At 57.4% G+C, this 19,863-nt stretch carries 33 protein-coding genes; 21 read left to right on the top strand and 12 right to left on the bottom strand.

Annotated elements, in window-relative coordinates:
- Positions 1-7 precede the first annotated feature (7 nt).
- Genes ACW9JC_RS08525 through ACW9JC_RS08540 form a run of 4 tightly spaced genes read right to left on the bottom strand, consistent with a single transcriptional unit; the run spans position 8 to position 2,179 of the window.
- Positions 8-535: a hypothetical protein gene (locus tag ACW9JC_RS08525; protein WP_457454642.1), complete on the bottom strand. Its 528-nt coding sequence runs from the start codon at positions 533-535 to the stop codon at positions 8-10.
- Positions 532-1,449 carry a DNA cytosine methyltransferase gene (locus ACW9JC_RS08530; protein ID WP_457454643.1) on the bottom strand — a complete coding sequence of 306 codons (918 nt, stop codon included), beginning with the start codon at positions 1,447-1,449 and terminating at the stop codon, positions 532-534. Before ACW9JC_RS08530 ends, ACW9JC_RS08525 begins: the two co-directional genes overlap by 4 nt.
- A 40-nt stretch (positions 1,450-1,489) precedes the next feature.
- Entirely contained in the window at positions 1,490-1,867 is a 378-nt protein-coding gene (locus ACW9JC_RS08535; RefSeq protein WP_457454644.1) for a hypothetical protein, read from the bottom strand.
- A 3-nt stretch (positions 1,868-1,870) separates the two neighbouring features.
- A complete protein-coding gene (locus tag ACW9JC_RS08540; RefSeq protein ID WP_457454645.1) occupies positions 1,871-2,179 on the bottom strand; it encodes a hypothetical protein in 309 nt (102 codons plus the stop codon).
- A 385-nt stretch (positions 2,180-2,564) separates the two neighbouring features.
- Here ACW9JC_RS08540 and ACW9JC_RS08545 point away from each other — a divergent pair, with 385 nt between their 5' ends.
- Entirely contained in the window at positions 2,565-2,954 is a 390-nt protein-coding gene (locus ACW9JC_RS08545) for a DUF6173 family protein (RefSeq protein WP_457454647.1), read from the top strand.
- Positions 2,955-3,327: 373 nt separating this feature from the next.
- Here ACW9JC_RS08545 and ACW9JC_RS08550 read toward each other — a convergent pair whose 3' ends face one another.
- The 5 genes from ACW9JC_RS08550 to ACW9JC_RS08570 all read right to left on the bottom strand — a co-directional run bounded on the left by ACW9JC_RS08550 (position 3,328) and on the right by ACW9JC_RS08570 (position 5,384).
- Positions 3,328-3,642 (bottom strand): hypothetical protein, encoded by a 315-nt coding sequence (locus tag ACW9JC_RS08550; RefSeq protein WP_457454649.1) that lies wholly within the window; start codon positions 3,640-3,642, stop codon positions 3,328-3,330.
- Positions 3,639-3,920 carry a hypothetical protein gene (locus tag ACW9JC_RS08555; protein WP_457454651.1) on the bottom strand — a complete coding sequence of 94 codons (282 nt, stop codon included), beginning with the start codon at positions 3,918-3,920 and terminating at the stop codon, positions 3,639-3,641. The genes ACW9JC_RS08550 and ACW9JC_RS08555 overlap by 4 nt, the downstream gene beginning before the upstream one ends.
- A 491-nt stretch (positions 3,921-4,411) precedes the next feature.
- Positions 4,412-4,711: a hypothetical protein gene (locus tag ACW9JC_RS08560; RefSeq protein WP_457454653.1), complete on the bottom strand. Its 300-nt coding sequence runs from the start codon at positions 4,709-4,711 to the stop codon at positions 4,412-4,414.
- A gap of 63 nt (positions 4,712-4,774) precedes the next feature.
- Positions 4,775-4,972, bottom strand: coding sequence for a hypothetical protein (locus ACW9JC_RS08565; RefSeq protein ID WP_457454654.1), 198 nt, complete (start codon positions 4,970-4,972; stop codon positions 4,775-4,777).
- A 19-nt stretch (positions 4,973-4,991) separates the two neighbouring features.
- Complete coding sequence (locus tag ACW9JC_RS08570) at positions 4,992-5,384, bottom strand: response regulator transcription factor (protein ID WP_150705376.1); 393 nt, start codon at positions 5,382-5,384, stop codon at positions 4,992-4,994.
- 367 nt (positions 5,385-5,751) lie between these two features.
- On the opposite strand from ACW9JC_RS08570, the gene ACW9JC_RS08575 reads away from it, so the two are divergent.
- Complete coding sequence (locus ACW9JC_RS08575) at positions 5,752-6,060, top strand: DUF1654 domain-containing protein (protein ID WP_457454657.1); 309 nt, start codon at positions 5,752-5,754, stop codon at positions 6,058-6,060.
- 71 nt (positions 6,061-6,131) lie between these two features.
- Here the strand turns inward: ACW9JC_RS08575 and ACW9JC_RS08580 are convergent, their stop codons facing one another.
- From ACW9JC_RS08580 to ACW9JC_RS08590, 3 genes are all read right to left on the bottom strand, one after another.
- Positions 6,132-6,890, bottom strand: a complete 759-nt coding sequence (locus ACW9JC_RS08580) for a hypothetical protein (protein WP_457454659.1) — start codon at positions 6,888-6,890, stop codon at positions 6,132-6,134.
- 2 nt (positions 6,891-6,892) lie between these two features.
- Positions 6,893-7,159 (bottom strand): hypothetical protein, encoded by a 267-nt coding sequence (locus tag ACW9JC_RS08585; protein WP_457454661.1) that lies wholly within the window; start codon positions 7,157-7,159, stop codon positions 6,893-6,895.
- Positions 7,160-7,325: 166 nt separating this feature from the next.
- Positions 7,326-8,189 (bottom strand): S24 family peptidase, encoded by an 864-nt coding sequence (locus tag ACW9JC_RS08590; protein ID WP_457454663.1) that lies wholly within the window; start codon positions 8,187-8,189, stop codon positions 7,326-7,328.
- A gap of 109 nt (positions 8,190-8,298) precedes the next feature.
- Here ACW9JC_RS08590 and ACW9JC_RS08595 point away from each other — a divergent pair, with 109 nt between their 5' ends.
- The 19 genes from ACW9JC_RS08595 (at position 8,299) to ACW9JC_RS08685 (ending at position 19,863) form a co-directional block, all read left to right on the top strand.
- Positions 8,299-8,493, top strand: a complete 195-nt coding sequence (locus ACW9JC_RS08595; RefSeq protein WP_221108436.1) for a Cro/Cl family transcriptional regulator — start codon at positions 8,299-8,301, stop codon at positions 8,491-8,493.
- Positions 8,494-8,590: 97 nt separating this feature from the next.
- Complete coding sequence (locus ACW9JC_RS08600) at positions 8,591-9,007, top strand: hypothetical protein (RefSeq protein ID WP_457454665.1); 417 nt, start codon at positions 8,591-8,593, stop codon at positions 9,005-9,007.
- 325 nt (positions 9,008-9,332) lie between these two features.
- Positions 9,333-9,995 carry a Rha family transcriptional regulator gene (locus tag ACW9JC_RS08605; protein WP_457454694.1) on the top strand — a complete coding sequence of 221 codons (663 nt, stop codon included), beginning with the start codon at positions 9,333-9,335 and terminating at the stop codon, positions 9,993-9,995.
- Positions 9,996-10,006: 11 nt separating this feature from the next.
- On the top strand, positions 10,007-10,792 hold the full coding sequence (locus ACW9JC_RS08610; protein WP_457454696.1) for a helix-turn-helix domain-containing protein: 786 nt from the start codon (positions 10,007-10,009) through the stop codon (positions 10,790-10,792).
- The gene (locus tag ACW9JC_RS08615) at positions 10,789-11,487 is read left to right on the top strand and encodes a replication protein P (protein ID WP_457454666.1); all 699 of its coding nucleotides are present in this window, start codon (positions 10,789-10,791) and stop codon (positions 11,485-11,487) included. The genes ACW9JC_RS08610 and ACW9JC_RS08615 overlap by 4 nt, the downstream gene beginning before the upstream one ends.
- Positions 11,480-11,689: a hypothetical protein gene (locus ACW9JC_RS08620; RefSeq protein ID WP_408596612.1), complete on the top strand. Its 210-nt coding sequence runs from the start codon at positions 11,480-11,482 to the stop codon at positions 11,687-11,689. The genes ACW9JC_RS08615 and ACW9JC_RS08620 overlap by 8 nt, the downstream gene beginning before the upstream one ends.
- Positions 11,680-11,982: a nuclease domain-containing protein gene (locus tag ACW9JC_RS08625; RefSeq protein WP_457454667.1), complete on the top strand. Its 303-nt coding sequence runs from the start codon at positions 11,680-11,682 to the stop codon at positions 11,980-11,982. The genes ACW9JC_RS08620 and ACW9JC_RS08625 overlap by 10 nt, the downstream gene beginning before the upstream one ends.
- A 112-nt stretch (positions 11,983-12,094) precedes the next feature.
- A complete protein-coding gene (locus tag ACW9JC_RS08630; RefSeq protein WP_457454668.1) occupies positions 12,095-12,526 on the top strand; it encodes a VRR-NUC domain-containing protein in 432 nt (143 codons plus the stop codon).
- Positions 12,523-12,795 (top strand): hypothetical protein, encoded by a 273-nt coding sequence (locus tag ACW9JC_RS08635; RefSeq protein WP_457454669.1) that lies wholly within the window; start codon positions 12,523-12,525, stop codon positions 12,793-12,795. The genes ACW9JC_RS08630 and ACW9JC_RS08635 overlap by 4 nt, the downstream gene beginning before the upstream one ends.
- Positions 12,792-14,072, top strand: a complete 1,281-nt coding sequence (locus ACW9JC_RS08640; RefSeq protein ID WP_457454670.1) for a tyrosine-type recombinase/integrase — start codon at positions 12,792-12,794, stop codon at positions 14,070-14,072. The genes ACW9JC_RS08635 and ACW9JC_RS08640 overlap by 4 nt, the downstream gene beginning before the upstream one ends.
- Positions 14,073-14,074: 2 nt before the next feature.
- A complete protein-coding gene (locus ACW9JC_RS08645; protein ID WP_457454671.1) occupies positions 14,075-14,389 on the top strand; it encodes a hypothetical protein in 315 nt (104 codons plus the stop codon).
- A 3-nt stretch (positions 14,390-14,392) separates the two neighbouring features.
- Positions 14,393-14,746 carry an antiterminator Q family protein gene (locus tag ACW9JC_RS08650; protein ID WP_457454673.1) on the top strand — a complete coding sequence of 118 codons (354 nt, stop codon included), beginning with the start codon at positions 14,393-14,395 and terminating at the stop codon, positions 14,744-14,746.
- A gap of 80 nt (positions 14,747-14,826) precedes the next feature.
- Entirely contained in the window at positions 14,827-15,399 is a 573-nt protein-coding gene (locus ACW9JC_RS08655; protein WP_457454675.1) for an OB-fold protein, read from the top strand.
- A 234-nt stretch (positions 15,400-15,633) separates the two neighbouring features.
- Entirely contained in the window at positions 15,634-15,963 is a 330-nt protein-coding gene (locus ACW9JC_RS08660; protein WP_186639173.1) for an MFS transporter, read from the top strand.
- Positions 15,960-16,310, top strand: coding sequence for a hypothetical protein (locus ACW9JC_RS08665; RefSeq protein ID WP_457454676.1), 351 nt, complete (start codon positions 15,960-15,962; stop codon positions 16,308-16,310). Before ACW9JC_RS08660 ends, ACW9JC_RS08665 begins: the two co-directional genes overlap by 4 nt.
- Positions 16,311-16,326: 16 nt before the next feature.
- Positions 16,327-17,070, top strand: a complete 744-nt coding sequence (locus ACW9JC_RS08670; RefSeq protein WP_457454678.1) for a hypothetical protein — start codon at positions 16,327-16,329, stop codon at positions 17,068-17,070.
- 126 nt (positions 17,071-17,196) lie between these two features.
- A complete protein-coding gene (locus ACW9JC_RS08675) occupies positions 17,197-17,742 on the top strand; it encodes a terminase small subunit (RefSeq protein WP_457454679.1) in 546 nt (181 codons plus the stop codon).
- Complete coding sequence (locus ACW9JC_RS08680; RefSeq protein ID WP_457454680.1) at positions 17,714-19,660, top strand: phage terminase large subunit family protein; 1,947 nt, start codon at positions 17,714-17,716, stop codon at positions 19,658-19,660. Before ACW9JC_RS08675 ends, ACW9JC_RS08680 begins: the two co-directional genes overlap by 29 nt.
- Positions 19,660-19,863 (top strand): phage head-tail joining protein, encoded by a 204-nt coding sequence (locus ACW9JC_RS08685; RefSeq protein ID WP_457454682.1) that lies wholly within the window; start codon positions 19,660-19,662, stop codon positions 19,861-19,863. Before ACW9JC_RS08680 ends, ACW9JC_RS08685 begins: the two co-directional genes overlap by 1 nt.

The following is a 19,863-nucleotide window of genomic DNA, read 5'->3' on the forward strand; positions in this document are numbered from 1 at the left end:
AACCCCCTCAATTGTCCGTACCCGTGTAGGTGCGCCAAGGGACCTTGACGCCGTTGACCAGAAAGCCCCAGTCACCGCGCCACTTGCTGGTGATGAAGAGGGTGATGACGCCGCCGGGGGATACCTGGTCGATGCGGTGGTATTCGCCGTGGTTGAGGCGCGCGGTGTCGCCGGTGGTTCGCTTGTATTCCAGATCGGTGTGGCCACCGAGTGACCAGAAGTGGCGACGCTGCTCCGTGTACCAGCCGCGCAGGATGATCGTCCGGGCATTCCACGGGTGGTCATGCAGATCCCGGTCTTCATCCGGCCGCATGATGTGGTGGATGCGGAACGACCACGGGCACCACCAGAGCGCCGGCTTGTGCGTGGTACGGGAGTAGGGGTTGAACAGCCACCAGCGGCCCATGTACATCTCGGAGCCGTCGGCGGACATGATGTGCAGGTAGGGGGTGCGCTGGGCGCGGGCGATGAGCCAGTCGGCAACCGCCGGGCGGGCGAGCAGCTTGGCGGCCAGGCGCCAGAAGAGGTTGATCATGCTGCCTCCATTAGCGCTTCGATAATGCGTTGCCCTGCCAGCGGCGGTACTGCGTTTCCAGCCATATGCACCGTCAGGCGGTGATTTTCAGGTCGCTTGGTGCTAGCAGGAAATGACATGGCCAGTAGATTTTCGTTGGCGGTGAGCATCCGCATTTTGTTACCGTTGACAATGGCCCAGCGGTCCCGCGTTGTGATGGTGCCGATTGGCCTGGTTAGGGCGCGGCCGCTACGGGTGTTGCCGTAGTAACTGAACAAAAATTGATCGCCATATGCGGCTCGACCAGCCTTCACGCGTTCAAGCGTTGCGGCAGCACGGCCGGGTCGCTCGATATCGGCCCATCGACCAGCATCAATATCGATGAACGAGCTCGCAGGTGTGTGTCGCTCGACTCTTAGGTCGAGCTTCAGGGGCGCGGCGCTTCGAGTGCAAACCAGAAACATCCGAACCCTGTTTTGAGGGACGCCCAAGTCTGCACAGTCGACGATGTGCGGAGCGATCTGATAGCCAAGAGATCGCATCGCCGATTCCCACGCCGGATATAACGCCCAATCCATGAACTCGGGTACGTTCTCGACAATTGCGGCTTCCGGCCGATGAAACTCCAGAGCCGATACGACAGCCCAAGCCGTGGACCTGCTGGAGTCGTGCTGCGGGTTGCCCGAAGATTTGCCGCGGGCCTTCGAGTGGCCTTGGCAGCATGGTGAGGCAAGCAGGATGTCGTGGCTCGGTACGCTGGCCCAATCAGCTTGGTGCAGGTCTTGGCAGATATGCTGGGTGCTCGGATGATTGGCGCTGTGCCACTCAACCGCGGCCGGCCAGTGGTTGGCCGCCCAAAGCACATCTACACCCGCGTCGCGCGCACCGGTACTCCATCCGCCGAGTCCGGCGAACAAATCAATTGCTGTTGTCATAATGGATACTCGCCGGCGATTACCGGCCGCTGGATGATGATCAGGCTGCGTGAGCTGGAGACGGGTGCCAGTCGGCGAAACCGACCTTTGGCGCGCCTGTTTTGGTATTTATGATCGGCTTGCTCTTGGCGTCGACCAGCATTGCCTTCGTTCGGATCTTCAGGTCGCGGCAAACAATGCTTGCCCTGGCCATCTCCATGAACTGCTGGGCGTACTGGGGAGCATCAAACATTGGCGAGAGGCGCACGCATTTCTTGCTGGCCATGATCCTTGCGACCTCGGCCGCAACCGCCTCTTCCCATTCAGCGATGGTTCGCTCCACCAGCTTGCCACCTTCCATTTTGTGGGTGCTGGTAGTTTCCTTGGCCTCTTCGCGAGCCCAGTTTTCACTCATTCCGAATACGGCAAAGGTGCTCATGGCTCACTCCAGGCGATCGAGAGCTTTTTGAAGAAGCTCGGTTACTGAAAATTGTTTTTCTTCTGGGTTCATCGCACGCCGTATGAATTCGCAGGCGTCGGACATGTAGGTGCGAAGCAGGTTCGCCTCGTCCTCGGCGTCATCCGCTTGGCTTTCGAGCATGCGAATGTCTTCTCGAAGATCTTCCAGGCCGGCGTTCGGGTCTATGTCGCCCGCGGCAATTCGGCGCGCCAGCTCGTCGGCGGCACCAGGTTCCAGAGAGGCGTAATGGAAAAGCTCATCTTCCTTTAATGCGTTCGCGGGGATTCCCATGGTGATCTCCAGGCAGACGCCCGCCTCGCCGGCTGGCGTGATTTATTAAGGTGGGGTATTTTTCGGCCCGATATGAGGAGGGATCGGGGAGACTCGCGATGATTTTGAACTGTCCGAAGTGCGAAAAACCTCTGGTTATTGAACGGCCGGAGGCGCTAGAGCGTGATCGCCAACTTGCGGGATGCAAATGTGCCGCGTGCGGCGTAGTGCTTAACGATGAGGAAATCGCCGAAGCCATCAAGAGTGCGCTGGACGTGCTCTTCGGAAACTCGCTTTAGGCTCAGTGGGTGGGCGCGGTCCTTACCGGCTGGCGTGATTCGTTGAAGTGGGGTATTTGTGTTGAGGTCGGCAGATCGCCAGCACTCAAATAGGGAAGGTGTACTACATGCTTAACGATTCGCAGGATGCATTCAACAGCATCATTGAGGTCGCTCAGTTGAAGGCTAACAAAGAGTTTTCTCGGGATAATCCGGTCGTTGCCGTGTACGAATCTCTCGGCGAATACGTGAAAGCCTTTGAGGCTGACATGGATGAAGAGCACGAAATTGGTGCCAGGCTAGTAAATTTCGGCAGCGCCATTCAGATACGCGTACAGCGCATCGGTTACACCGCCCCATCCTTGATTACATTCAGCGGTACTACTGAAGTAGGCGATAAAGTTCAACTTATCCAACACATTTCTCAGCTCAGCTTTTTGCTGATCTCGCTTAAGAAGATCGGCGTCAAGCCCTACAGAATTGGCTTTCAATGGGATGATGAGTCTAAGGTAGAGTGAGTCGCAAAAGGTAGTTCTCCCTCCGTGGCGTCACGCCAAACCGTCACGGAGTACAAATATGCTCTTTCAGCGTTTCGTCAGACATTCGATCCGCAGCCCAGATGAGCCGAGACACGACGTCCTGCTCTTCAGTGATTGATAACCGTGACATGAGGCTCTTCAGTCGGGTGTCATCGTTGTGGTACAGATCCAGCGATATGCGGCGGGATAGGAGGTGAGCGAGGCGCTCGGTTTCGGACTGCTTGTCCCGATCCCGCTTCTCCTGTTGGCGTTGCGCAGGCGATTTGGCCATGATCAACCTCTTCAATTCCGTGGGCCGGTATATCCAGCCATGTCTGTCGTCTGCGCTGGCGCACCTGGTTGTTGATGCGTTTCACGGTGGCCCCGGGAACTTGATGTTGTTCTCGCGGGCGATGAGCCTGGCGCGCTTGGTTTCCATGCCCATGACTTTGGCCGCTTCGATGACGGTGTGCCCGGCGTCGGCCAGTTCCTTGAGGCGCGGCGCCTGCTTGTTCCGCTCGATGCGTAGCTTGTTGCTGTGGGAGGTGCCGAACATGGCTTCCTTCTCGCCGGTGACGCCGGAGGGGATTTGCTGGACCGCCCGGCCAGCGCCGAAGAACTTGTCCAGCTTCCGGTTCAAGTCATTGATGAGCGAGTCGCGTGGGTTGGGCATTGGTACGCCGATCATTTCAGTTCACCTGACAGTGAGAGCTTGATGCCGTCGGCGCGCGCTTCCAGTACCTGGGCGAAGTTGATGGCGTCTTTCCACGTCCAACGGAAGCCCTTCACCTTGCCGGTGGAGCGCTCGACGATGTGGAAGGCGTTGCCCTTCGATTGAACCTGATAGCGAATCTCGGGCACGGGCTGATCCTTGCCGATCATGGCGTAGAGCTCAGTGGTGGCGATGCTTGCGCGCACACGGAGGGCGGCAAGTCCGGCATTGCGTTGTTGCATTGATGGGTGCATGGCTGATCCCTCGGTGTGGGTTGCGTGTATTCGTCAGCACTCGGTCCGCCTGCTGGTTGCCGTTGGGCGCAGGCGAGAGTGCTGACGGATAAAGGCGGGGCAAAAGAAAGGCCCGTTGGACGTTCGGGCCTTTCACAGATGCAGTGATCATTTGGCTATGGTCTATTTCATGATGGTCATCCTCTGATGTGCGCCGTTGGCATCTTGGCGGGCGCTCGCCGATCTCTGGTGTTGCCTGCGGGGGGCCGCATTGCGCGGTGCAGAATCATCCGCATCGGAGAGTGATCGAAACACCATGGCGCTACCCATGCTTGTTTCCCGCCGCGTTTCTGGTATTGGCCGGCAGATCCGGCTCAGGAGATTTACGGGGCTTTGCGATCCTAGCGCTGCAGCCCGCTTGGGCACGCTTCGATCACTCTCCGATGCGGCCTGGTGCTGGGGAGTACCAGGTGCTAGGGCAGTTTTCGTCAGGCTGACGTGGCGCTGGTTGTTCAGTCGTAAGGCAATTCAACGGCTTCGCTACCGCTCTCCATTACGCCGAGCGCAGCCTGGTCAAATGCGAGATGGATCGATGTGGCGCCTTGCTCGTCGTCCCGTTCAAGTTCTCCCACGAGTTCCTTGAGGAACTGCGCCCGGTCGAGAATCTTGCAGGGTTCGCCGTCTTCGTTCTTGGCTGGCCAAGTGTCTGCCATCTCCGTGATGTTGCAGAGGTAGTCGACACCGATTCGGATCACCAGATGATCGCCTTCAATGCCGATGGATAGTGCTTCTTGAGCGGGTTCTACGTTCATGGTTGATCCTCGGTTGTCATCCCGCTGCACCCTGTCGCCAAGGTGCAGAAGTGATGCTGTCCGTTACCCGCGAGTGCGGTCTTTCAGGATGCGAACGCGGTCTTCGTCGAACCACTCGGGTTGAAGCAGCACGTTGTTTTTCTGCGCGCAAGGTGGCTGCAGGCGGTATTGATCTGGCCCATTAAGCTGCTGGGCACGCGCGGTGATGACGCCGTAAAAGCCGGTAATCGTGTCCTCCGCTTTCTGTCCGAGCTCGATCATGATTTTTCCTTTAGGTGAGTTAGGCGGCGCGCTCCAGCGTTTCGGCGCGGCGAGTGATACGTATCTGGGCGATCCGAACTGACGGCGGCCGGCGGTCGCGGCGGGCGGGCTCAACTGACTGGATGTTGCTGACGGCGTTCATGGTCATCAGCGTGGCCAGGACGAAGCACATCGGGGAGATGATCTGGCGGCGCATGGCTTCGGCTACCAGAGCTGCGCGGCGGGTGACGCCGAGCTTGAACATTGCGTTGGTGAGGCGCTTCGCCACGGTGGCAGGGGATATGCCTGCTTCCCGGGCGATCTCCTTGGCGGTCAGGCCAAGAGCTACCCACAGAAGGAACTGAAGTTCTCGCGGTGCAAGACCGCGACCCAGGTGACCCTTCCATGCGCCATTTACGATTTCTGATTCCATCGCGTTGACTCCCGGTTGTTTTCCCAATGCACCCGGGTAACCAGGTGCATCAGTGAAACTTTCCGCAGTGACCCGCTACTGGCGTCGGTCACTGGCTCTTGCTCAAGTTGTTGCTCCGACCGCGACTCAGTCCGCCGGATAACTGTTTGCGGTGCTTTACGCTGCACACCCGGGTCAGTTGCCAACCCTCTGAACCGTTGAGGCCGGTTCATCGCTGCCTTCCATCTGGCCGGTTGTTATCCGGCGATGGAGTTAAATTAACCGGCGGTTTATATATCGTCAATACCGGCGGTTAATTTATTTTTTGTGACTGTAGGTTATGCTCGAGTAAAATACTGTATGCATGTACAGCAACTAGGAGGCCGCGATGAGTAAACCGAACAAAAATAATCAGTCCACGAAGAATGTTGTCAGCGGAATAGAGCGCTTGGGGTTGCGTGTCTCTGAAATGATCAACCATCCAGTGGCACAGATTCAGCGCTGGGTAACGATTCACCGCCTTGACACCGATGGCGATCGGGAATGGGAAGAGGTGATGGGTTTGCTATCCGAGACAGACGGCATAGACATGACGTTCAACGACGATGAGTCGGTGACGCTGAGGTGGGAAACGAGCACGGTTGAGGATCGGCTGGTTGAGGGTTACGAGCCAGTCGAAGAGTCTGCACCTTTCTGATAGGCGCAAAAAAGCCCGCAATGCGGGCTTTTGAGGGTGGACAGTGAGCAGTGAATCTAGGCAAATCGTGCTTACTTTTTCTTGCTCTCGGCTTGAGTACGCTTGAGCGCATCAATTTCGGTGCTCATCTCCGCCTGTTTTTTTGCTGAATCGCTGCCTATTGTGAATCCCGACAGAACGTTGGAAGCGATGGATGAGTTGAATTGCGTTACGCCCAGCCACACAGCTAGTGCTGTCGCTAAAACGGTGCCAATCACCCACATTCCCCAGCTTTTAGAGGAAGACCTCAGTTCGGCCATTTCGCTGGAAACGTTCGCAAGCTTGTCGTTGATAGCCTGAAACTTTTCAGAAAGGGCTCCATCCCGTTCTTTCTGGGCATTCAGAAACCCATCGAATCGATCATCCAAGGATTTATCCCGGGTCACCTGCTCGTGGCGGAACGATTCATGCCGAAGGTCTAGCTCTCTCCGAATTTGTTCGTCACGCAATGCGAGCTCAGTTCGGTAGGAGTTCAATTCCTTTCTGTTTTTTTTGCCGGCCTGTTTGACATGCTTCTCAAAGCGCTTCTCTAGCTTCTCGAGAACATCACTCAGCTGGTCTTCAGTGATATTGGTCATGCTAAGAGTATCGTTGGATTTAGGAGCTTTAGCTAGAGAGATCACTTCCAGCAAAGCCGATCGCAGGTCGTTGCTCGAGTCACGAATTTCACGAAGTGATGAAGAAAGATCTGATGTGGCTGGTTCGTCTTCGCCCGGTGGGGATTCAGTTTCACCAGGGGTAATCTTTGGTACATAGTCGTCTTTGACGACCGATAATTGCACCGGCGGCATTCTCATGCATCCTTGTGAATGTTGACCCAGTCCCAGATCGCTTGGTTGGCGTAACCGTAATAGCCCGTCAAGGGCTGGACGATACCGGTGCCCTGGTTCGCGTCTTTATCCATTCCAAGCTTTTTACCTAACTCAGACGCTGTGCCGGCAAAGCTTACGAGAAATCCCCCCTCGGTGAAAAGATCAGAAAATACAGGTAGCTCTGCCTCATGGGCAGCTTTGACTAGCGCATCTTTCCGTTTGGTAGGGACCACCAGGTAGACGGTCATAAAATCTCCTTAGCCATTAATGTAGTGCGAAGCTGCCGCGAAGCAGGTTCCGCAGAATTCGTAACTACTGTAGACGGTGACTATCAACATTGATCACATAATGGAGATCGTAAATTACATTTCAATCCCTAAGTTGGACATTTGACGTTCTCATAAAATTCAAGAACTAGACCAAATGAGCATTCCAGACCAGCAGCACCCGTGCCTGAATGAAAGTCTCATCGGCCCTGATCGTCTGCGGCTGATGCCTGTCGTTATCGGAAATCATCTTGATCTGATCATCGCCCAGCCACTGGAGGCGCTTGATGTACAGGTGCCCCTCCCAAGAAAACATGTAGATCCCATCGCCCGTAAATTCACGAACGCTCACGTCAACCAAGAGGGGATCACGGTGCTTAATCGTCGGAGCCATCGACTGGCCCCAGCCCGTCACCATCTTCAGGTGAAAGTGCTCTTTGAACTCGACGCCCATCTCGCGCAAATGCTGGGGGCTGACTCGCACGTCCTGAAACATCTCGGGATAGTCGTGAGGAATCTGCCCGCCACCCATCGCGGCGCGGACGTCGTAATGCGCGATCCACACCTCATCACCCATTACACCGGGCCGGTAGTAGTCGATCTCAATGGCGCCGCCTTCCTCCGCCTCAGCAACTGCCAGTAGCCGCCTGCGGGCATCCTCATTCAGTCCTTTACCCTGATGGGCAAGCATGTTTCGGACGATGTCAGCTGCCGAACTTCCAAAACCTACAGCCATCTCTGGGGCGCTGGTCATACGATTAATTTCCTTGGCCAGTCGCTTGCTGAATTTTTCGACCGGCACACCCAGTTGCTGAGATAGCACCGAGGCGAATTTCGCATTTAGTGGATTCGTGCCATTCAGATACATCGCGACCGCGGCCGATGAAATGTCAGCAGCCGCAGCAAGGCTTGCCTGGGTTATCCCAAGAGCATTTTTCTTCGATACGTACAGAGCTTTAGCGGCATCGCACTCAGCCTTTAGCTCCGGAGACAGCTCTTTCTTTTTCGTCATTCGCAGAATTTAACCGTTGGTTAACTTAATTGCGTCAACCGGCGGTATTGCTTGGAAGCTAACCGCCGGTTAATATCTCGACCACACATCATGGTTCTTAGGCCAAGAAATGAAGAAGACGCCATTGCCTGAATTGGTAGAGAGGATTGGCCAGACCGCCGTCGCAAAGGCGCTTGGGGTCAGCTCGCCAGCGATCTCGAAAGCGCTTCGCAATGAACGAGATATCCAAGTCATTGAGCACGACGATGGCACTTATACCGCTGAAGAAATACGGCCCTTCCCCTCGCAGAACACCGCCGCGTAATGAGTGCTGTCTGCGAGATGGATTATCCAGGGCCATCAACCATAAAAGCAGAACACCGGATTAGCTGTGAATTTAACCAGTACTTGAGAGGTGAGCGATGGGCCAGCAGAGCGAAGGGAAGGTAGTGGTCGGTGGTATCGATGTGCAAGACACCTGCGTGTTGCTTTTGACGCCGGTTTCTTTGGGGGAAAAGGCAACAAATGAGGCGATGGCCGAGAGGCTGAGCAAAGAAGCTCGGTCTCTATGGGACCGAGCTGAACAGCTTCGAGGGATTCACAAAATCTCGGTTCTGCTTGAGGTTGATTCCGATGATCAGGTGTCCGCCACGGTGAGAGTCGGTGGGCAGATTCACTCGATATATGCGCCGAAAGATGCTGAGGCTGCCTGCCAGCTCACCTACCACGTCATTCAGGGTTTTGAACCACCACGTCGCCTTCCGCCGTTCGGTACACGTGTGGATCAAACACCGCCTGGACTCGAAAGGGCTCCCGACACGTCACATCAAAATCAATGAACTCAAGACCCGAGAAGCTTACTTCCGTGCCTTCGGGGAGCGCTTGCAACTTAGCCAGCAAAAATTCGCGTGTAACAACTGGAATTCGCTTGTTTGTCATGTCCGGCCTCCTAGGCCTTTTCGTTGGGAAGCAAAAAGCTACCACGGATGCGCCGGACACCTACACCGCCTGAATTGCAGGCACAAAAAAACCGACGTACGAGGTCGGCTTTTTCAACAGCGGCAAAACTTTGTGGAGATGATTATGCATAACCAGATCACCCCCGGCAATACCCACCATGTCGCGACACTTTTGGGTAGTTCGCATAGCGTGTCGTGTCACACCATGTCGTCGCGCGAAATCGCCGAACTCACCGGCAGTACGCATGACAACGTTCTGAAAACCATCCGCGCCTACGTTGCGAGGGGTGTCGTTTCTTCAAACGACACCCCCTATGTGCATCCGCAGAACGGGCAGGTCTATCAGGAATTTCTGCTGTCTCAGCGTGACACTCTGGTGGTCGTCTCTGGGTACAGCGTCGAGTTGCGTGCACGGATCATTGATCGCTGGCAGGAGCTGGAAGCGCAGGTCGGTCAGTTCCAAATCCCGGCAACTTACGCCGAGGCATTGCAGGCCGCCGCCGATCAAGCCAAGGACAATCAATCTCTACGTCTAGTCATCCTCGACCAGGCGCCGAAAGTTGCTGCAATCAAGCGCCTAGCTGCGGCTGGTGGCGCGATCTGTATCACCGACGCGGCCAAGCATCTGCAGGTCCAGCCTTCGAAACTCTTCGCATGGATGGAGCAGCATCGCTGGATTTTCCGTCGCCAAGGTTCTGGCCGTTGGACCGCATACCAGCCGCGCATTACCGCCGGCCACATGATCCACAAAGTCACTTCCCTGAAGGCTGATCCTGAAACCGGCGCCGAGCGCGCAGCCTTCGATCCATTGGTCACGCCGAAAGGCCTTGCCCGTTTGGCTGAAATCAATATCGGAGCCTCGCTGTGAGTGTCCAAGCAATGTCCTGGGCGCTCTCTCTGCCCACCGAATCTCTGAAGGACTCCAGCGCGCGTCACGTGCTGTTGTGCCTGGCCAACTATGCCGGCTCGAATGGAGCTGGCGCCTTTCCGTCTGCCTCGACCCTTGCTCAGGACACCGGCCTTTCCGAGCGCACCGTGCGTTACAAGCTGGATGATCTGGAGAAGGTAGGGCTGATCCAAAAGGGCAATCAAGCCATCGCCGCTGTGCACATTGACCGCCATGACCGCCGTCCAGTGGTTTACGACCTTCAACTATCGCGGGGTGCAAATCCTGCACCCCGTACAAAACGAGGTGCAGATGACGCAACGGGGTGCAACTCACAACAGAACGGGGTGCAGCCTGGAACAGAACGGGGTGCAGCGGCTGCACCCAATACATCAATTAACCATCAAGGAACCGAAGAGCAGCAGCAGCGCGTGATTGCCGATGTGGTTGTCGAGCAGGATCAGGCCGCCATCGAGGAACTGGATCACCGTCAACGCTTCGCCATGTTCGCCGAGTGGGAACTTCCTGAGGTGTACATGACCACCCAGCTCAAGATCGCCGGACTCCCGACTGACTCGATCACTGACGAACTGCTCGCTGGCTTCAAGGGCTTCTTCGTAGCCAAGTCTTCGATGGTAGATACCGCTGCTGGCTGGTGTTTCCGATTGGCCAACTGGATCAAACGCGACCGCGTGAAGGCTGCTGGATCTGCATCAACCGTCGACTCGGACGAGTTCGATGACGACGACACCCAGTGGATGAAAGGAGCTTCGAAATGAGATCGGTCTCCAGCGTTGCTGCCCGGGCGATGACACAGGTACACCACGGCGAGTTCGTCGAGGCGAAAAGTGAAGTTGCGGTCAAGGTCCAGCAGGACCAAGAGCGTGAAACGGGCAAAGTTATCAACCAACTGTTTCGCCAGTTGCGGTCTATCCGCACCGCATGGCGCCAAGCATGGCCGGACAAGAAGTCCTACATGGAGTCGAAAGCCACGTGGTTGAAGGCGTTCATCGAAAACGGGATATGCACCCAGGAGCAAATCGATATTGGCCTGATCCGGTGCCGTGCCGAACCTTCCGACTTCATCCCAAGTGTGGGCAAGTTCATCCAAGGCTGCGTGCCTGCGCCAGAGATGCTCAATCCGCCCCTGCCGCGTGTGGAAGCAGCCTACAAACAAGCACTGCGCAACTGCCACCCGACTATGCACGGCGTTGCAAAGTGGTATCACCCGGCCGTTTACCACGCCACGGCCGCTGCTGGGTTCAACAGCCTGCCGCTGCTCAGTCGTGAGCTGGGCCTGATCAGCTTCGAGAAACGTTACCTGGAACAGGTCCGCAAAGTCTGGATGGGTGAGAACTTGGGCCCGGTACCCGTTGCCGAGCTCGCCGCGCCCTCGACGCGCACGCCAGAAGTTGGCAATCAGGCGCTGGCCGAGTTGAGGGCCATGCGTTCGCGAGGTGGCGCCCGTGCCTAATCCTCATCTCGTGACCACGGATCCGGCTGATTACCGTTTCGCCGTGCACTGCTGCAGCTACAAGTGGGAGCTCACCGACAAGCCAGACCGTGCCGTGGCGTTGTTCGAGCATTCGTCGGCGGCCTTGAAGTTCGGCCAGGTGATGTGGCCGTCCACCTACGAAGTAATCGATCGCACCACGGGGGAACGGGTATGCGCGTGACCTCGAAGAAACTCCGCGCCTCGGCCAACGGCCAGGACTGCACCGTCCGCCTGCCAAGCATCTGCAACTTCAATCCGGCCACCACCGTGCTTGCGCATCTGCCGTGTGGGCAGAAGGGCATGGGCATGAAGGGCTTCGACACCGTGGCGGTTTACGCATGCAGTGCCTGCCATGACGTCATCGATGGCCGCGCCGCCGGCGACGTGGATTGGTCGGACATGCCGCGCGCGATCGCTGAAACACATGAGGCCCTGATCGGGGCCGGAATCCTGACCGTAAAGGGGGCTGCATGAACGACATTCTGATCCACCTGTGGTTTTCCTTCCTGCTGATCACTTTCGGTGGTTGCGTCGAGGGCATTCGCCGCCTGTGTCGCCGGGAGCGCATCACACGGGGGGAGCGCAATTGAAGGCCTTGACCATAAAACCTTTCGCGCTGAAGCCGGTGCGCAAGAAGATCATCGACCGCGAAGGCCAGGAGCAGGCCGCGCTGCTGACCGAGTTGCGCATCCGCATGCCTGAAGTCGCCGACCTGATCTTTCACGTCCCGAATGGCGGGCATCGGGTGAAGGCGGTTGCTGCGAAGTTGAAGGCCCAGGGCGTGAAGGCCGGAATTCCCGATCTGGTCCTGCCAATGGCTCGCGGCGGGTTCTTCGGCCTGTACATCGAATTCAAGGCCACGCCGCCGAACGACGCCGCGATCTCTGACAGTCAGCACGAGCGCATTCGCAAGCTCAATGCCCATGGCTATCTGGCGGTAGTGTGCCGAGGACACTTCGACACGATGGAGCAGATCCGCGCCTACCTGCGTCTCGCGCCGACCGTGGTGGCTGCATGAGCCATCAATTCAATTCGGGCGATCTGGCTCTGACACTCACCTCGGGCTTTGGATTCGCCGCGATGACCACGGTGAAGCTCGATGTTTTCCTGCGCAAGGGGCAGACCGCTCAAGAACCAGATGGTCGCTTGTTCACTCCAAAATTCGATGGCTGGGTGGTTTATCGCGATGACGTGGATGGCTCGGGATTCTTTCGTCCTGAGCACCTGATGCCACTCCGCGGTGACTTCGCTCCTACGGAGCAAAAGTCCAAGGCGGTGTGGATATGACCACCGCTGCCGTGAAGATCACCGATACCGAAATCAAGCGGCAGGCCACCGGCGATGTGCGGGACCTGCGCGACGTCGAGAACCGCGGGCTTTACCTGCGATTCACCCGCGACCGCGCTCGGGCGTCGTGGTACCTGGTGCTGAAGGGGAAGTGGAACCTCGTGGGCAACTTCCCTGACCTCAACACCAAGCAGGTGGTCGCGGCCTTGCCGGGTATTCGCCTGCGCCTGGACGCGGGTGAGGGCTCCAACCTGTCGAAGTGGGTGCTGACCGTTGAGCTGCTCGACTGGTACGCCGACCGGATGGCCCGGGACCGCAGCCTGTCGAGCAAGCGCAAGAAGACTGGCGCCTCGCTGATCAAGTGCCACCTGAAGCCGCTGTTGGGCGACGTGCCGCTGGCATCCATCAACAAGGCCACGCTCGACGACAAATTCATGTGGCCGGCGCAGGAATCCATCGGCATCGATTACGTGCGCTCGGCGTTCCAGTTGCTGGCCCTGGCCTTCCGCCAGGCCTTCAAGCTGCGATTGATCGCGGTCAATCCGATGAAGGACGTCAAATTCAGTGACTTCTCAAAGGCCAAGGTCGGTGTGAAGCCGTCCCGGCTGCGCGTCACCCAGTTGCAGGACCTGATCGCCCTGTTGCTGGCGGCCAAGGCCAGCGCGCCGGCGGATGCCATGCTCGCCTTGATGATGCTCTGCCACGGCACCCGGATCGGTGAATCCCGGCAGGCACAGTGGTCACACATCAGCTTGGCCGAGCGCGAGTGGTTCATCCCGGCCGCGAACACCAAGACCGGCGTCGAGCATCACCTGCCACTGACCGACCAGGCACGCCAACTGCTGATCAATTACCGCGACCACCAGTGGGCGAACGGCTACGACGGGCAGTACCTGTTCCCGGCACGCAACGGCAAGGCGCTGAGCGAAGGCCAGGCCAGTGCCGTGTTCACCCGATTGGGGCAGGGCGAGTGGACCAGTCACGACCTGCGCAAGGTGGCCCGTACCGGCTGGGCAGATATCGGCATCGACCACCTGATCGGTGAGCTGCTGATTAACCACGCCATGGGCCACAACGTGAAGGTGTACATCCAGTCCGACGTGATGAGTCGCAAGCGCGATGCTCTGGAGAAGTGGCATGCGCATCTAGACCAGCGTGGCTTTGCCCTGATTCACGGATTGACCGGCTTTAGAACGGGAGATTCTGGTATTGCTCTGGAAGCCACGGAACACAAGGCCTGCGAGGCCTTTCAAGAATCAACCATAGGCGAGGTTTAAAAATGGATAAAAAGACCCACGGCCCTGCCTTTGTGCGTTGCCTGATACCGCTCACCGACTGCCCATCCTGCGCTGGGAAGGGGATCATTCAGGGTGTGTTTCATCAGCTCGACTGCATTGGTTGCCACGCTTCCGGCCTGGTGCACGCCGTCACCCTGGAGCCGTTGCTGGTTGAAGATCTGGTGGTGCAGTTGGGTATGTTGCTGCGTCGGGAGCGTCACCTCGCAACCCTGGCTCCGGCGGCGAACGACACCGTCGAGCAGTACCAGCAACAGAACAGTCGCGGCGCCGGCCGCTCGTCTTACAAGGGGGATTGACCAATGGCCAGAACGAAGAACTTCACCGAGCGCACATCGGAAGACCTGCTGGAGCATTGGGGCCGCTGGGTGGTGTTGGGGTCTGGAGTATCCTGCTGCGCATCCCGTGAGAACACCCTACATACCCCGATGATCACTGATGACGATGCGCTCATGATGGATGGACTTATTGGTCGGCTGCGCAATCGCTACCCGGAAGCAGGGAACGTGATCATCAAGTACTACACGTCCCGTGATATCGACTTGATGACCGTCGGTAAGAGATTAGGGTTTGGCTATGGAAAAACCCAAGGCCTTTGGAAGGCGGGAGTTGCCTGGATCGATGGGGCTCTCGACCTACGCCGTCAGGCGGCTTAATTTCAGAGTTGGCGGTCTAGTAGCAATTTGCCTCTTCCACGTTCAAAATGCGATCCCCACCGATCGCCACGGAGAGCGATATGAATACTGTGACCGCCCCAACAAAACGCAATGTCAGCTTTCTTCTCGGGATTGGCATTTTGTTTCTCCCGTTTGTATTCGCCTGGTTTCTTCTAAGAAACGGACACTCTCTGCTGGCCCGGATTCTCGGTTTTGGTTGGCTTATTCTCGGTGTGCTTGCTATGGCTGGAACGCCATCTTCAACCTCGAGCCATAACAGTAATTCGGTAGCTTCCCAGGCGGCCGTCTCTTCCCCAGCTGCCGCCGCTCCCGCTGAGCCTATTAAGGCTTACACCGCCTCCCAAGTAGCATCGAGCTATGAAGAGAATACTGTCGCAGCCGATATGCAGTTCAAAGGAAAGAGAGTGCAGGTGTCTGGCCGGATCACTGATATCAACACTGATTTCATGGGTAAGCCTTATCTCGTATTGGCCGGTACAAATCAGTTCATGGGGCCTCAGTTTAAATTTGATAAATCAGACATGTCTGTCATGGCGACCCTGAAAAAGGGCGCAACAGTGAAGGTGATCTGCACCGGTAAGGGGGATGTTGTCAAAACGCCTATGTTTGAAGACTGCGAGATGTCGAAGTAACTACTTCGAAGGATGCTTGACAGCATCGATTTGAATCTATAGTTTTCACGTTACTTTGCGGTTTTTCCGCGAGCAAAGCCCAACCATCGAGTTGGGCTTTTTGCTTTCTACAGTTCTCTGAGCCTCGGCATTTGCCGGGGCTTTTTCATTTTCGGCTCCACCACACCCATTGCTCCAAGCTGGGAGTGCTGTTGGAGCCGATTTTTTCAAGACATGCCCCACGGAGTCGAGCGCATGGAGTTTCTACAGCGCCTGTTCGAAAAGCTCGACTGGGCATTTGCCGGACTGTTGGGTGCCATCGCTGCCAGCTTCTGGCACCGGGATGACCTGGTCGACCGCAAGGCTTGGGCAATTTTCATTTTCTCTGGCGCAGTCTGTGCGCATTACCTAACCGGCTTGATCAGCTCCTACTTCGGTGTGGTCGAGCCTCGCAGTGTCGCGGGTGTCGGGTTTCTACTCGGTACGTTTGGCGGATCATTAATCGCTGCAATCACCCGCGCAATTAAAGCCGCTGACCTCTGGGCGTTCATCCGCCAGCGGTTTGGGGGAGGCAACCCGCCATGAACTACGAACTGATCAGCTCCATCGCCTGCGGGCTGATAGCGCTGTGGGCAACTTGGTGCGTGTTGAGTGGCAAGGTACGGGACGGCATCCTTGGGAAGCTGATTTACTCAACGGTTGCCATCAGCGGCTTCGTGGTGATGACCCGCACTCAGAACGTTTTCATCGGTCCGACCACTGCTGGCGTGACGCTGCATGTGGCTCTGGCATTGGCAGGAGTTCGGCACGTGTTCATGGTTACCTGGTGGCAGAAGGTAAAGGCCTGGCTGTGTCGAACACTCAATTGCGAGCACTGCATTGGCTGTGACAGGCAGTACGGCCCGGACAAGATAGATCGCAGAAAGCACTAAATCGACGAGGTCAGGCATGGTCAAGATCGATGCCACCACCAATGTGGAAGAGTTGTCGAAAGCCTTGCGTACATTGGGTGCCAAGCAGTTGCCCTTCGCATTTGCGCTAATGACCACCCGGTTGGCCGTGTTGGTGAAGAAAGGCGAGCTATCCGTCATGCGGCAGCGCCTGGACCAGCCGACCAACACCACCATGAACAGCCTATATGTGCAGGTCGCCAAAAAGGAAAAGCCTGAAGCGCGAACTTTCTTCAAGGATGCGTGGACTTCTGGCGTTCCCGCTGACACCTACCTTCAGCAGGCAGTAAAGGGCGGTCGCCGCCCACATAAGCGCTTCGAGAAAGCGCTGATCGCTAAAGGCCTCATGAAGCCCGGGCAGTACGCAATCCCTGCACCGTCAGCACTTAACCAATTCGGCAACGTACCACGCGGCACGATCATGAAGATCCTGTCAGGCCTTGGTGCTGCCGAGACGGTCAGTGGTGTGCAGGCCAATGCCACAGGCAGCAAGCGCAGCAAGCGCAAGGGCAACGCCGACAAGTATTTCGCCGGCGATGTCGATGGCACACAGGGTATCTGGGAGAAGAGGAAGACCGCGTTCGGTGATGCCGTTCGACCTGTCTTTGTCTTCAGTGACAGCGAGCCTGGGTACCGAGTGATCCTTCCGTTCTACAAGATCGCAGACAACATCGTGAAGGCGAACCGAGAGCGAGAGTTCGCCAGCGCGATGGATCAGGCGCTGTCGTCAGCCCGGGGCTGACGTGCAGGGCAGGGGCCACCCCCCCCCTTTTGGGTCCTTCCCAGGCCCCCAGCCCCATGCGGGTAATTCGGGCCCCGCCCATCAAACATGTATGACCTTTTTTCAGAGGTTGGTTGTTGTTTAATCATGGCCAAAAACGAAACAACCAAACAGCGCGGGTGGTTGAACAAATCCGAGATGGCGTCGAGCCTCGGGATTTCCCCGCAAGCCTTTGACAAATGGGGAGTTGCGCCTGTCGCACGCATCGGTCGCGAGGCGTTCTACACCGTGCAGAACGTGGTCGATAACCGCGTTGAACACTCGCAGCGGAAACAACAACCGGCGGGTGAGGGAGCCGAAGGTGTCGATCCGATGATCGAGTACAAGCTGCTCGAAGAACGTCGCGGTCTCACCGCCGCTCAACGCATCGCCCAGGAGAAGAAGAACCTGGTCCTGGACAAGCAGCTGGTCCCGGTCCCGTTCGCCACATTTGCCCTTGCCAAAATCGCCGCACAGATCGGCTCGAAACTGGACACCGTCGGCAAGACCGTCACCCGTCGTCACCCAGAGGTTGACCCTCGAATCATCGAGTCGGTGGAGCGGGAGATCGCGCTTGCTCGAAACATTGCCGCCAGCTTTGGTGAGCAACTTCCGGAATTATTAGATGAGTACGTTGAGTCCATGGCTGAATGATCTGCGCAAGTCGATCAAGCTAGGACTCCAGGCGCTCTACAAAGAACCACCGCAAACCGCCGTCGAATGGGCGGATGCAAATTTCTACATGTCCGCCGAGTCCTCCTACAACGAGGGCAAATGGACGACAGAGCCGTTTCAGGTTGCGATCCTGAACAGCATGGGCAACGACCTGATCAACGTCGTCAACTTCATCAAGTCGGCGCGGATCGGTTACACCAAGCTGTTGATGGCCAATATCGGCTACAAGATCCAGCACAAGCGCCGCAACGTCATGATGTGGAGCCCGACTGACCCGGACGCCGAGGACATCAGCAAGAGCCACGTCAACGGCATGATCCGTGACGTGCCGGTGCTGGGCGACTTGGCTCCGTGGTTCGGGCGCAAGCACAGCGACAACACCCTCGACCAGAAGATATTCGCCAACCGGCGCACGCTCTGGATCCGAGGCGGTAAGGCCTCGCGCAACTACCGTGAGAAATCTGCCGACGAGGTGATCTACGACGAGCTCTCAAACTTTGACGAAAGCGTTGAAGGCGAGGGCGCGCCGATCACCCTGGGCGACAAGCGACTCAATGGCGCGATCTACCCGAAGTCAATTCGCGGCTCTACGCCGAAACGAGTCGGCTCCTGCCAGATCACCAAGGCCGTTGAAGAGTCGCCGTACCTGCTCAAGTTTCACATCAACTGCCCGCACTGCCGGCAGGAGCAGACGCTGAAGTGGGGCGGCAAGGATTGTGAGTTCGGCCTGAAGTGGGAAAAGAACGCACTCGGTGAAGCCGAGAAAGCTTGGTACGTGTGCGAGCACGCCGCCTGCATCATCTGGCACAACGAAATGGTTGAGGCCTCAAAGTCCGGCCGCTGGATCTGCGAACACACCGGTATCTGGACCCGCGACGGCATGGACTGGTTTGGTGTCGATGACGAAATCATCCGTACCCCGCGCTCGGTCAGCTTCAGTATCTGGGCGATCTACAGCACCTGGAGTACGTGGCTCAGCCTGGCTGAAGAATGGCTGAAGGTAAAAGGCGACGTCTCGAAGCTGATCACTTTCATCAACACCACGCGCGGCGAAACTTGGGACGACGACCAGGGAGAGAAACTCGACTCGGAAGTCCTGTACGGTCGCCGCGAAGTTTTTCCGCAGGTCCCGGCCCTTGGCCTGGTCCTGGTCGGCGGGATCGATACACAGGACGACCGTTTCGAGGGTCGTGTCTGGGCCTTCGGTCCAGGTGAGGAAGCCTGGCTTGTTCACCGCTTCATCCTGATGGGCGATCCGGCCAGCGAAGAGCTGCGTCGCAAGGTTGGCCTCGAGCTGCACCGGCAGTTCACCCGAGTGGACGGCACCCTCATGAAGGTGGAGCGCTGGACGTGGGACGCCGGCGGCCACTACGCGGACGAGGTTTATGCCGAGAGCCGCAAGCACGGCGTGCACTGGGTTGTTCCAATCCGCGGCGCGACCATCTACGGCAAGCCGATCGCGAACTTTCCGCGCACCAAGAACAAGGTGCACAAGGTCTTCCTCACTGAGGTCGGTACCGACAACGCCAAAGAGTTGCTCTACAGCCGGATGGGGCTCCCCGTCGATACGGCTGCATCCCAGGCCGGCGTGTCTCAGCCAGGGGTGGTTCACCTTCCTGCCAACGACGCGATCTGCGACGAATCGGAGGTGAAGCAACTCACCTCAGAAAAGAAAAAAGCAGCCATATCCAAAGGCAAGCGTGTGATGCGCTGGGACAGCGGCGGCCGTCGAAATGAGGCTCTCGACTGCTTCGTGTACGCGCTCGCCGCGCTGCGCATCTGCCAGCAGCGGTTCGGGCTCGATCTCGATCTGTTGGTCGCTGCTGTACCTGGTGGCAACGAACCGGACGCTGAAGAACGGCCGCGGAAGAAATCCTCTCACTGGAATAAAAACTGATGGCCTACACGATCGAGCAATACAGCGCCCTGCAGGCGGCCATCGCCGAAGGGGCGTTGTCGGTCCGCTATGCCGACAAGAGCGTCACCTACCGATCACTCGACGAGATGATGCGGATCCTCAAGCTGATGGCCACCGAGCTTGGACTGAACGCCTGCAACGATGGCGGCCGCCGGTACGCTTCGTTCTCGAAGGGGTACTGA

The organism is Pseudomonas sp. SDO5591_S426 (assembly GCF_054070755.1).

Coding starts and splice junctions, on each gene's coding strand:
- ACW9JC_RS08525 (WP_457454642.1), bottom strand. CDS start 535: ATGATCAACCTCTTCTGGCGCCTGGCCGCCAAGCTGCTCGCCCGCCCG.
- ACW9JC_RS08530 (WP_457454643.1), bottom strand. CDS start 1,449: ATGACAACAGCAATTGATTTGTTCGCCGGACTCGGCGGATGGAGTACC.
- ACW9JC_RS08535 (WP_457454644.1), bottom strand. CDS start 1,867: ATGAGCACCTTTGCCGTATTCGGAATGAGTGAAAACTGGGCTCGCGAA.
- ACW9JC_RS08540 (WP_457454645.1), bottom strand. CDS start 2,179: ATGGGAATCCCCGCGAACGCATTAAAGGAAGATGAGCTTTTCCATTAC.
- ACW9JC_RS08545 (WP_457454647.1), top strand. CDS start 2,565: ATGCTTAACGATTCGCAGGATGCATTCAACAGCATCATTGAGGTCGCT.
- ACW9JC_RS08550 (WP_457454649.1), bottom strand. CDS start 3,642: ATGATCGGCGTACCAATGCCCAACCCACGCGACTCGCTCATCAATGAC.
- ACW9JC_RS08555 (WP_457454651.1), bottom strand. CDS start 3,920: ATGCACCCATCAATGCAACAACGCAATGCCGGACTTGCCGCCCTCCGT.
- ACW9JC_RS08560 (WP_457454653.1), bottom strand. CDS start 4,711: ATGAACGTAGAACCCGCTCAAGAAGCACTATCCATCGGCATTGAAGGC.
- ACW9JC_RS08565 (WP_457454654.1), bottom strand. CDS start 4,972: ATGATCGAGCTCGGACAGAAAGCGGAGGACACGATTACCGGCTTTTAC.
- ACW9JC_RS08570 (WP_150705376.1), bottom strand. CDS start 5,384: ATGGAATCAGAAATCGTAAATGGCGCATGGAAGGGTCACCTGGGTCGC.
- ACW9JC_RS08575 (WP_457454657.1), top strand. CDS start 5,752: ATGAGTAAACCGAACAAAAATAATCAGTCCACGAAGAATGTTGTCAGC.
- ACW9JC_RS08580 (WP_457454659.1), bottom strand. CDS start 6,890: ATGCCGCCGGTGCAATTATCGGTCGTCAAAGACGACTATGTACCAAAG.
- ACW9JC_RS08585 (WP_457454661.1), bottom strand. CDS start 7,159: ATGACCGTCTACCTGGTGGTCCCTACCAAACGGAAAGATGCGCTAGTC.
- ACW9JC_RS08590 (WP_457454663.1), bottom strand. CDS start 8,189: ATGACGAAAAAGAAAGAGCTGTCTCCGGAGCTAAAGGCTGAGTGCGAT.
- ACW9JC_RS08595 (WP_221108436.1), top strand. CDS start 8,299: ATGAAGAAGACGCCATTGCCTGAATTGGTAGAGAGGATTGGCCAGACC.
- ACW9JC_RS08600 (WP_457454665.1), top strand. CDS start 8,591: ATGGGCCAGCAGAGCGAAGGGAAGGTAGTGGTCGGTGGTATCGATGTG.
- ACW9JC_RS08605 (WP_457454694.1), top strand. CDS start 9,333: ATGTCGTCGCGCGAAATCGCCGAACTCACCGGCAGTACGCATGACAAC.
- ACW9JC_RS08610 (WP_457454696.1), top strand. CDS start 10,007: ATGTCCTGGGCGCTCTCTCTGCCCACCGAATCTCTGAAGGACTCCAGC.
- ACW9JC_RS08615 (WP_457454666.1), top strand. CDS start 10,789: ATGAGATCGGTCTCCAGCGTTGCTGCCCGGGCGATGACACAGGTACAC.
- ACW9JC_RS08625 (WP_457454667.1), top strand. CDS start 11,680: ATGCGCGTGACCTCGAAGAAACTCCGCGCCTCGGCCAACGGCCAGGAC.
- ACW9JC_RS08635 (WP_457454669.1), top strand. CDS start 12,523: ATGAGCCATCAATTCAATTCGGGCGATCTGGCTCTGACACTCACCTCG.
- ACW9JC_RS08640 (WP_457454670.1), top strand. CDS start 12,792: ATGACCACCGCTGCCGTGAAGATCACCGATACCGAAATCAAGCGGCAG.
- ACW9JC_RS08645 (WP_457454671.1), top strand. CDS start 14,075: ATGGATAAAAAGACCCACGGCCCTGCCTTTGTGCGTTGCCTGATACCG.
- ACW9JC_RS08650 (WP_457454673.1), top strand. CDS start 14,393: ATGGCCAGAACGAAGAACTTCACCGAGCGCACATCGGAAGACCTGCTG.
- ACW9JC_RS08655 (WP_457454675.1), top strand. CDS start 14,827: ATGAATACTGTGACCGCCCCAACAAAACGCAATGTCAGCTTTCTTCTC.
- ACW9JC_RS08660 (WP_186639173.1), top strand. CDS start 15,634: ATGGAGTTTCTACAGCGCCTGTTCGAAAAGCTCGACTGGGCATTTGCC.
- ACW9JC_RS08665 (WP_457454676.1), top strand. CDS start 15,960: ATGAACTACGAACTGATCAGCTCCATCGCCTGCGGGCTGATAGCGCTG.
- ACW9JC_RS08670 (WP_457454678.1), top strand. CDS start 16,327: ATGGTCAAGATCGATGCCACCACCAATGTGGAAGAGTTGTCGAAAGCC.
- ACW9JC_RS08675 (WP_457454679.1), top strand. CDS start 17,197: ATGGCCAAAAACGAAACAACCAAACAGCGCGGGTGGTTGAACAAATCC.
- ACW9JC_RS08680 (WP_457454680.1), top strand. CDS start 17,714: ATGAGTACGTTGAGTCCATGGCTGAATGATCTGCGCAAGTCGATCAAG.
- ACW9JC_RS08685 (WP_457454682.1), top strand. CDS start 19,660: ATGGCCTACACGATCGAGCAATACAGCGCCCTGCAGGCGGCCATCGCC.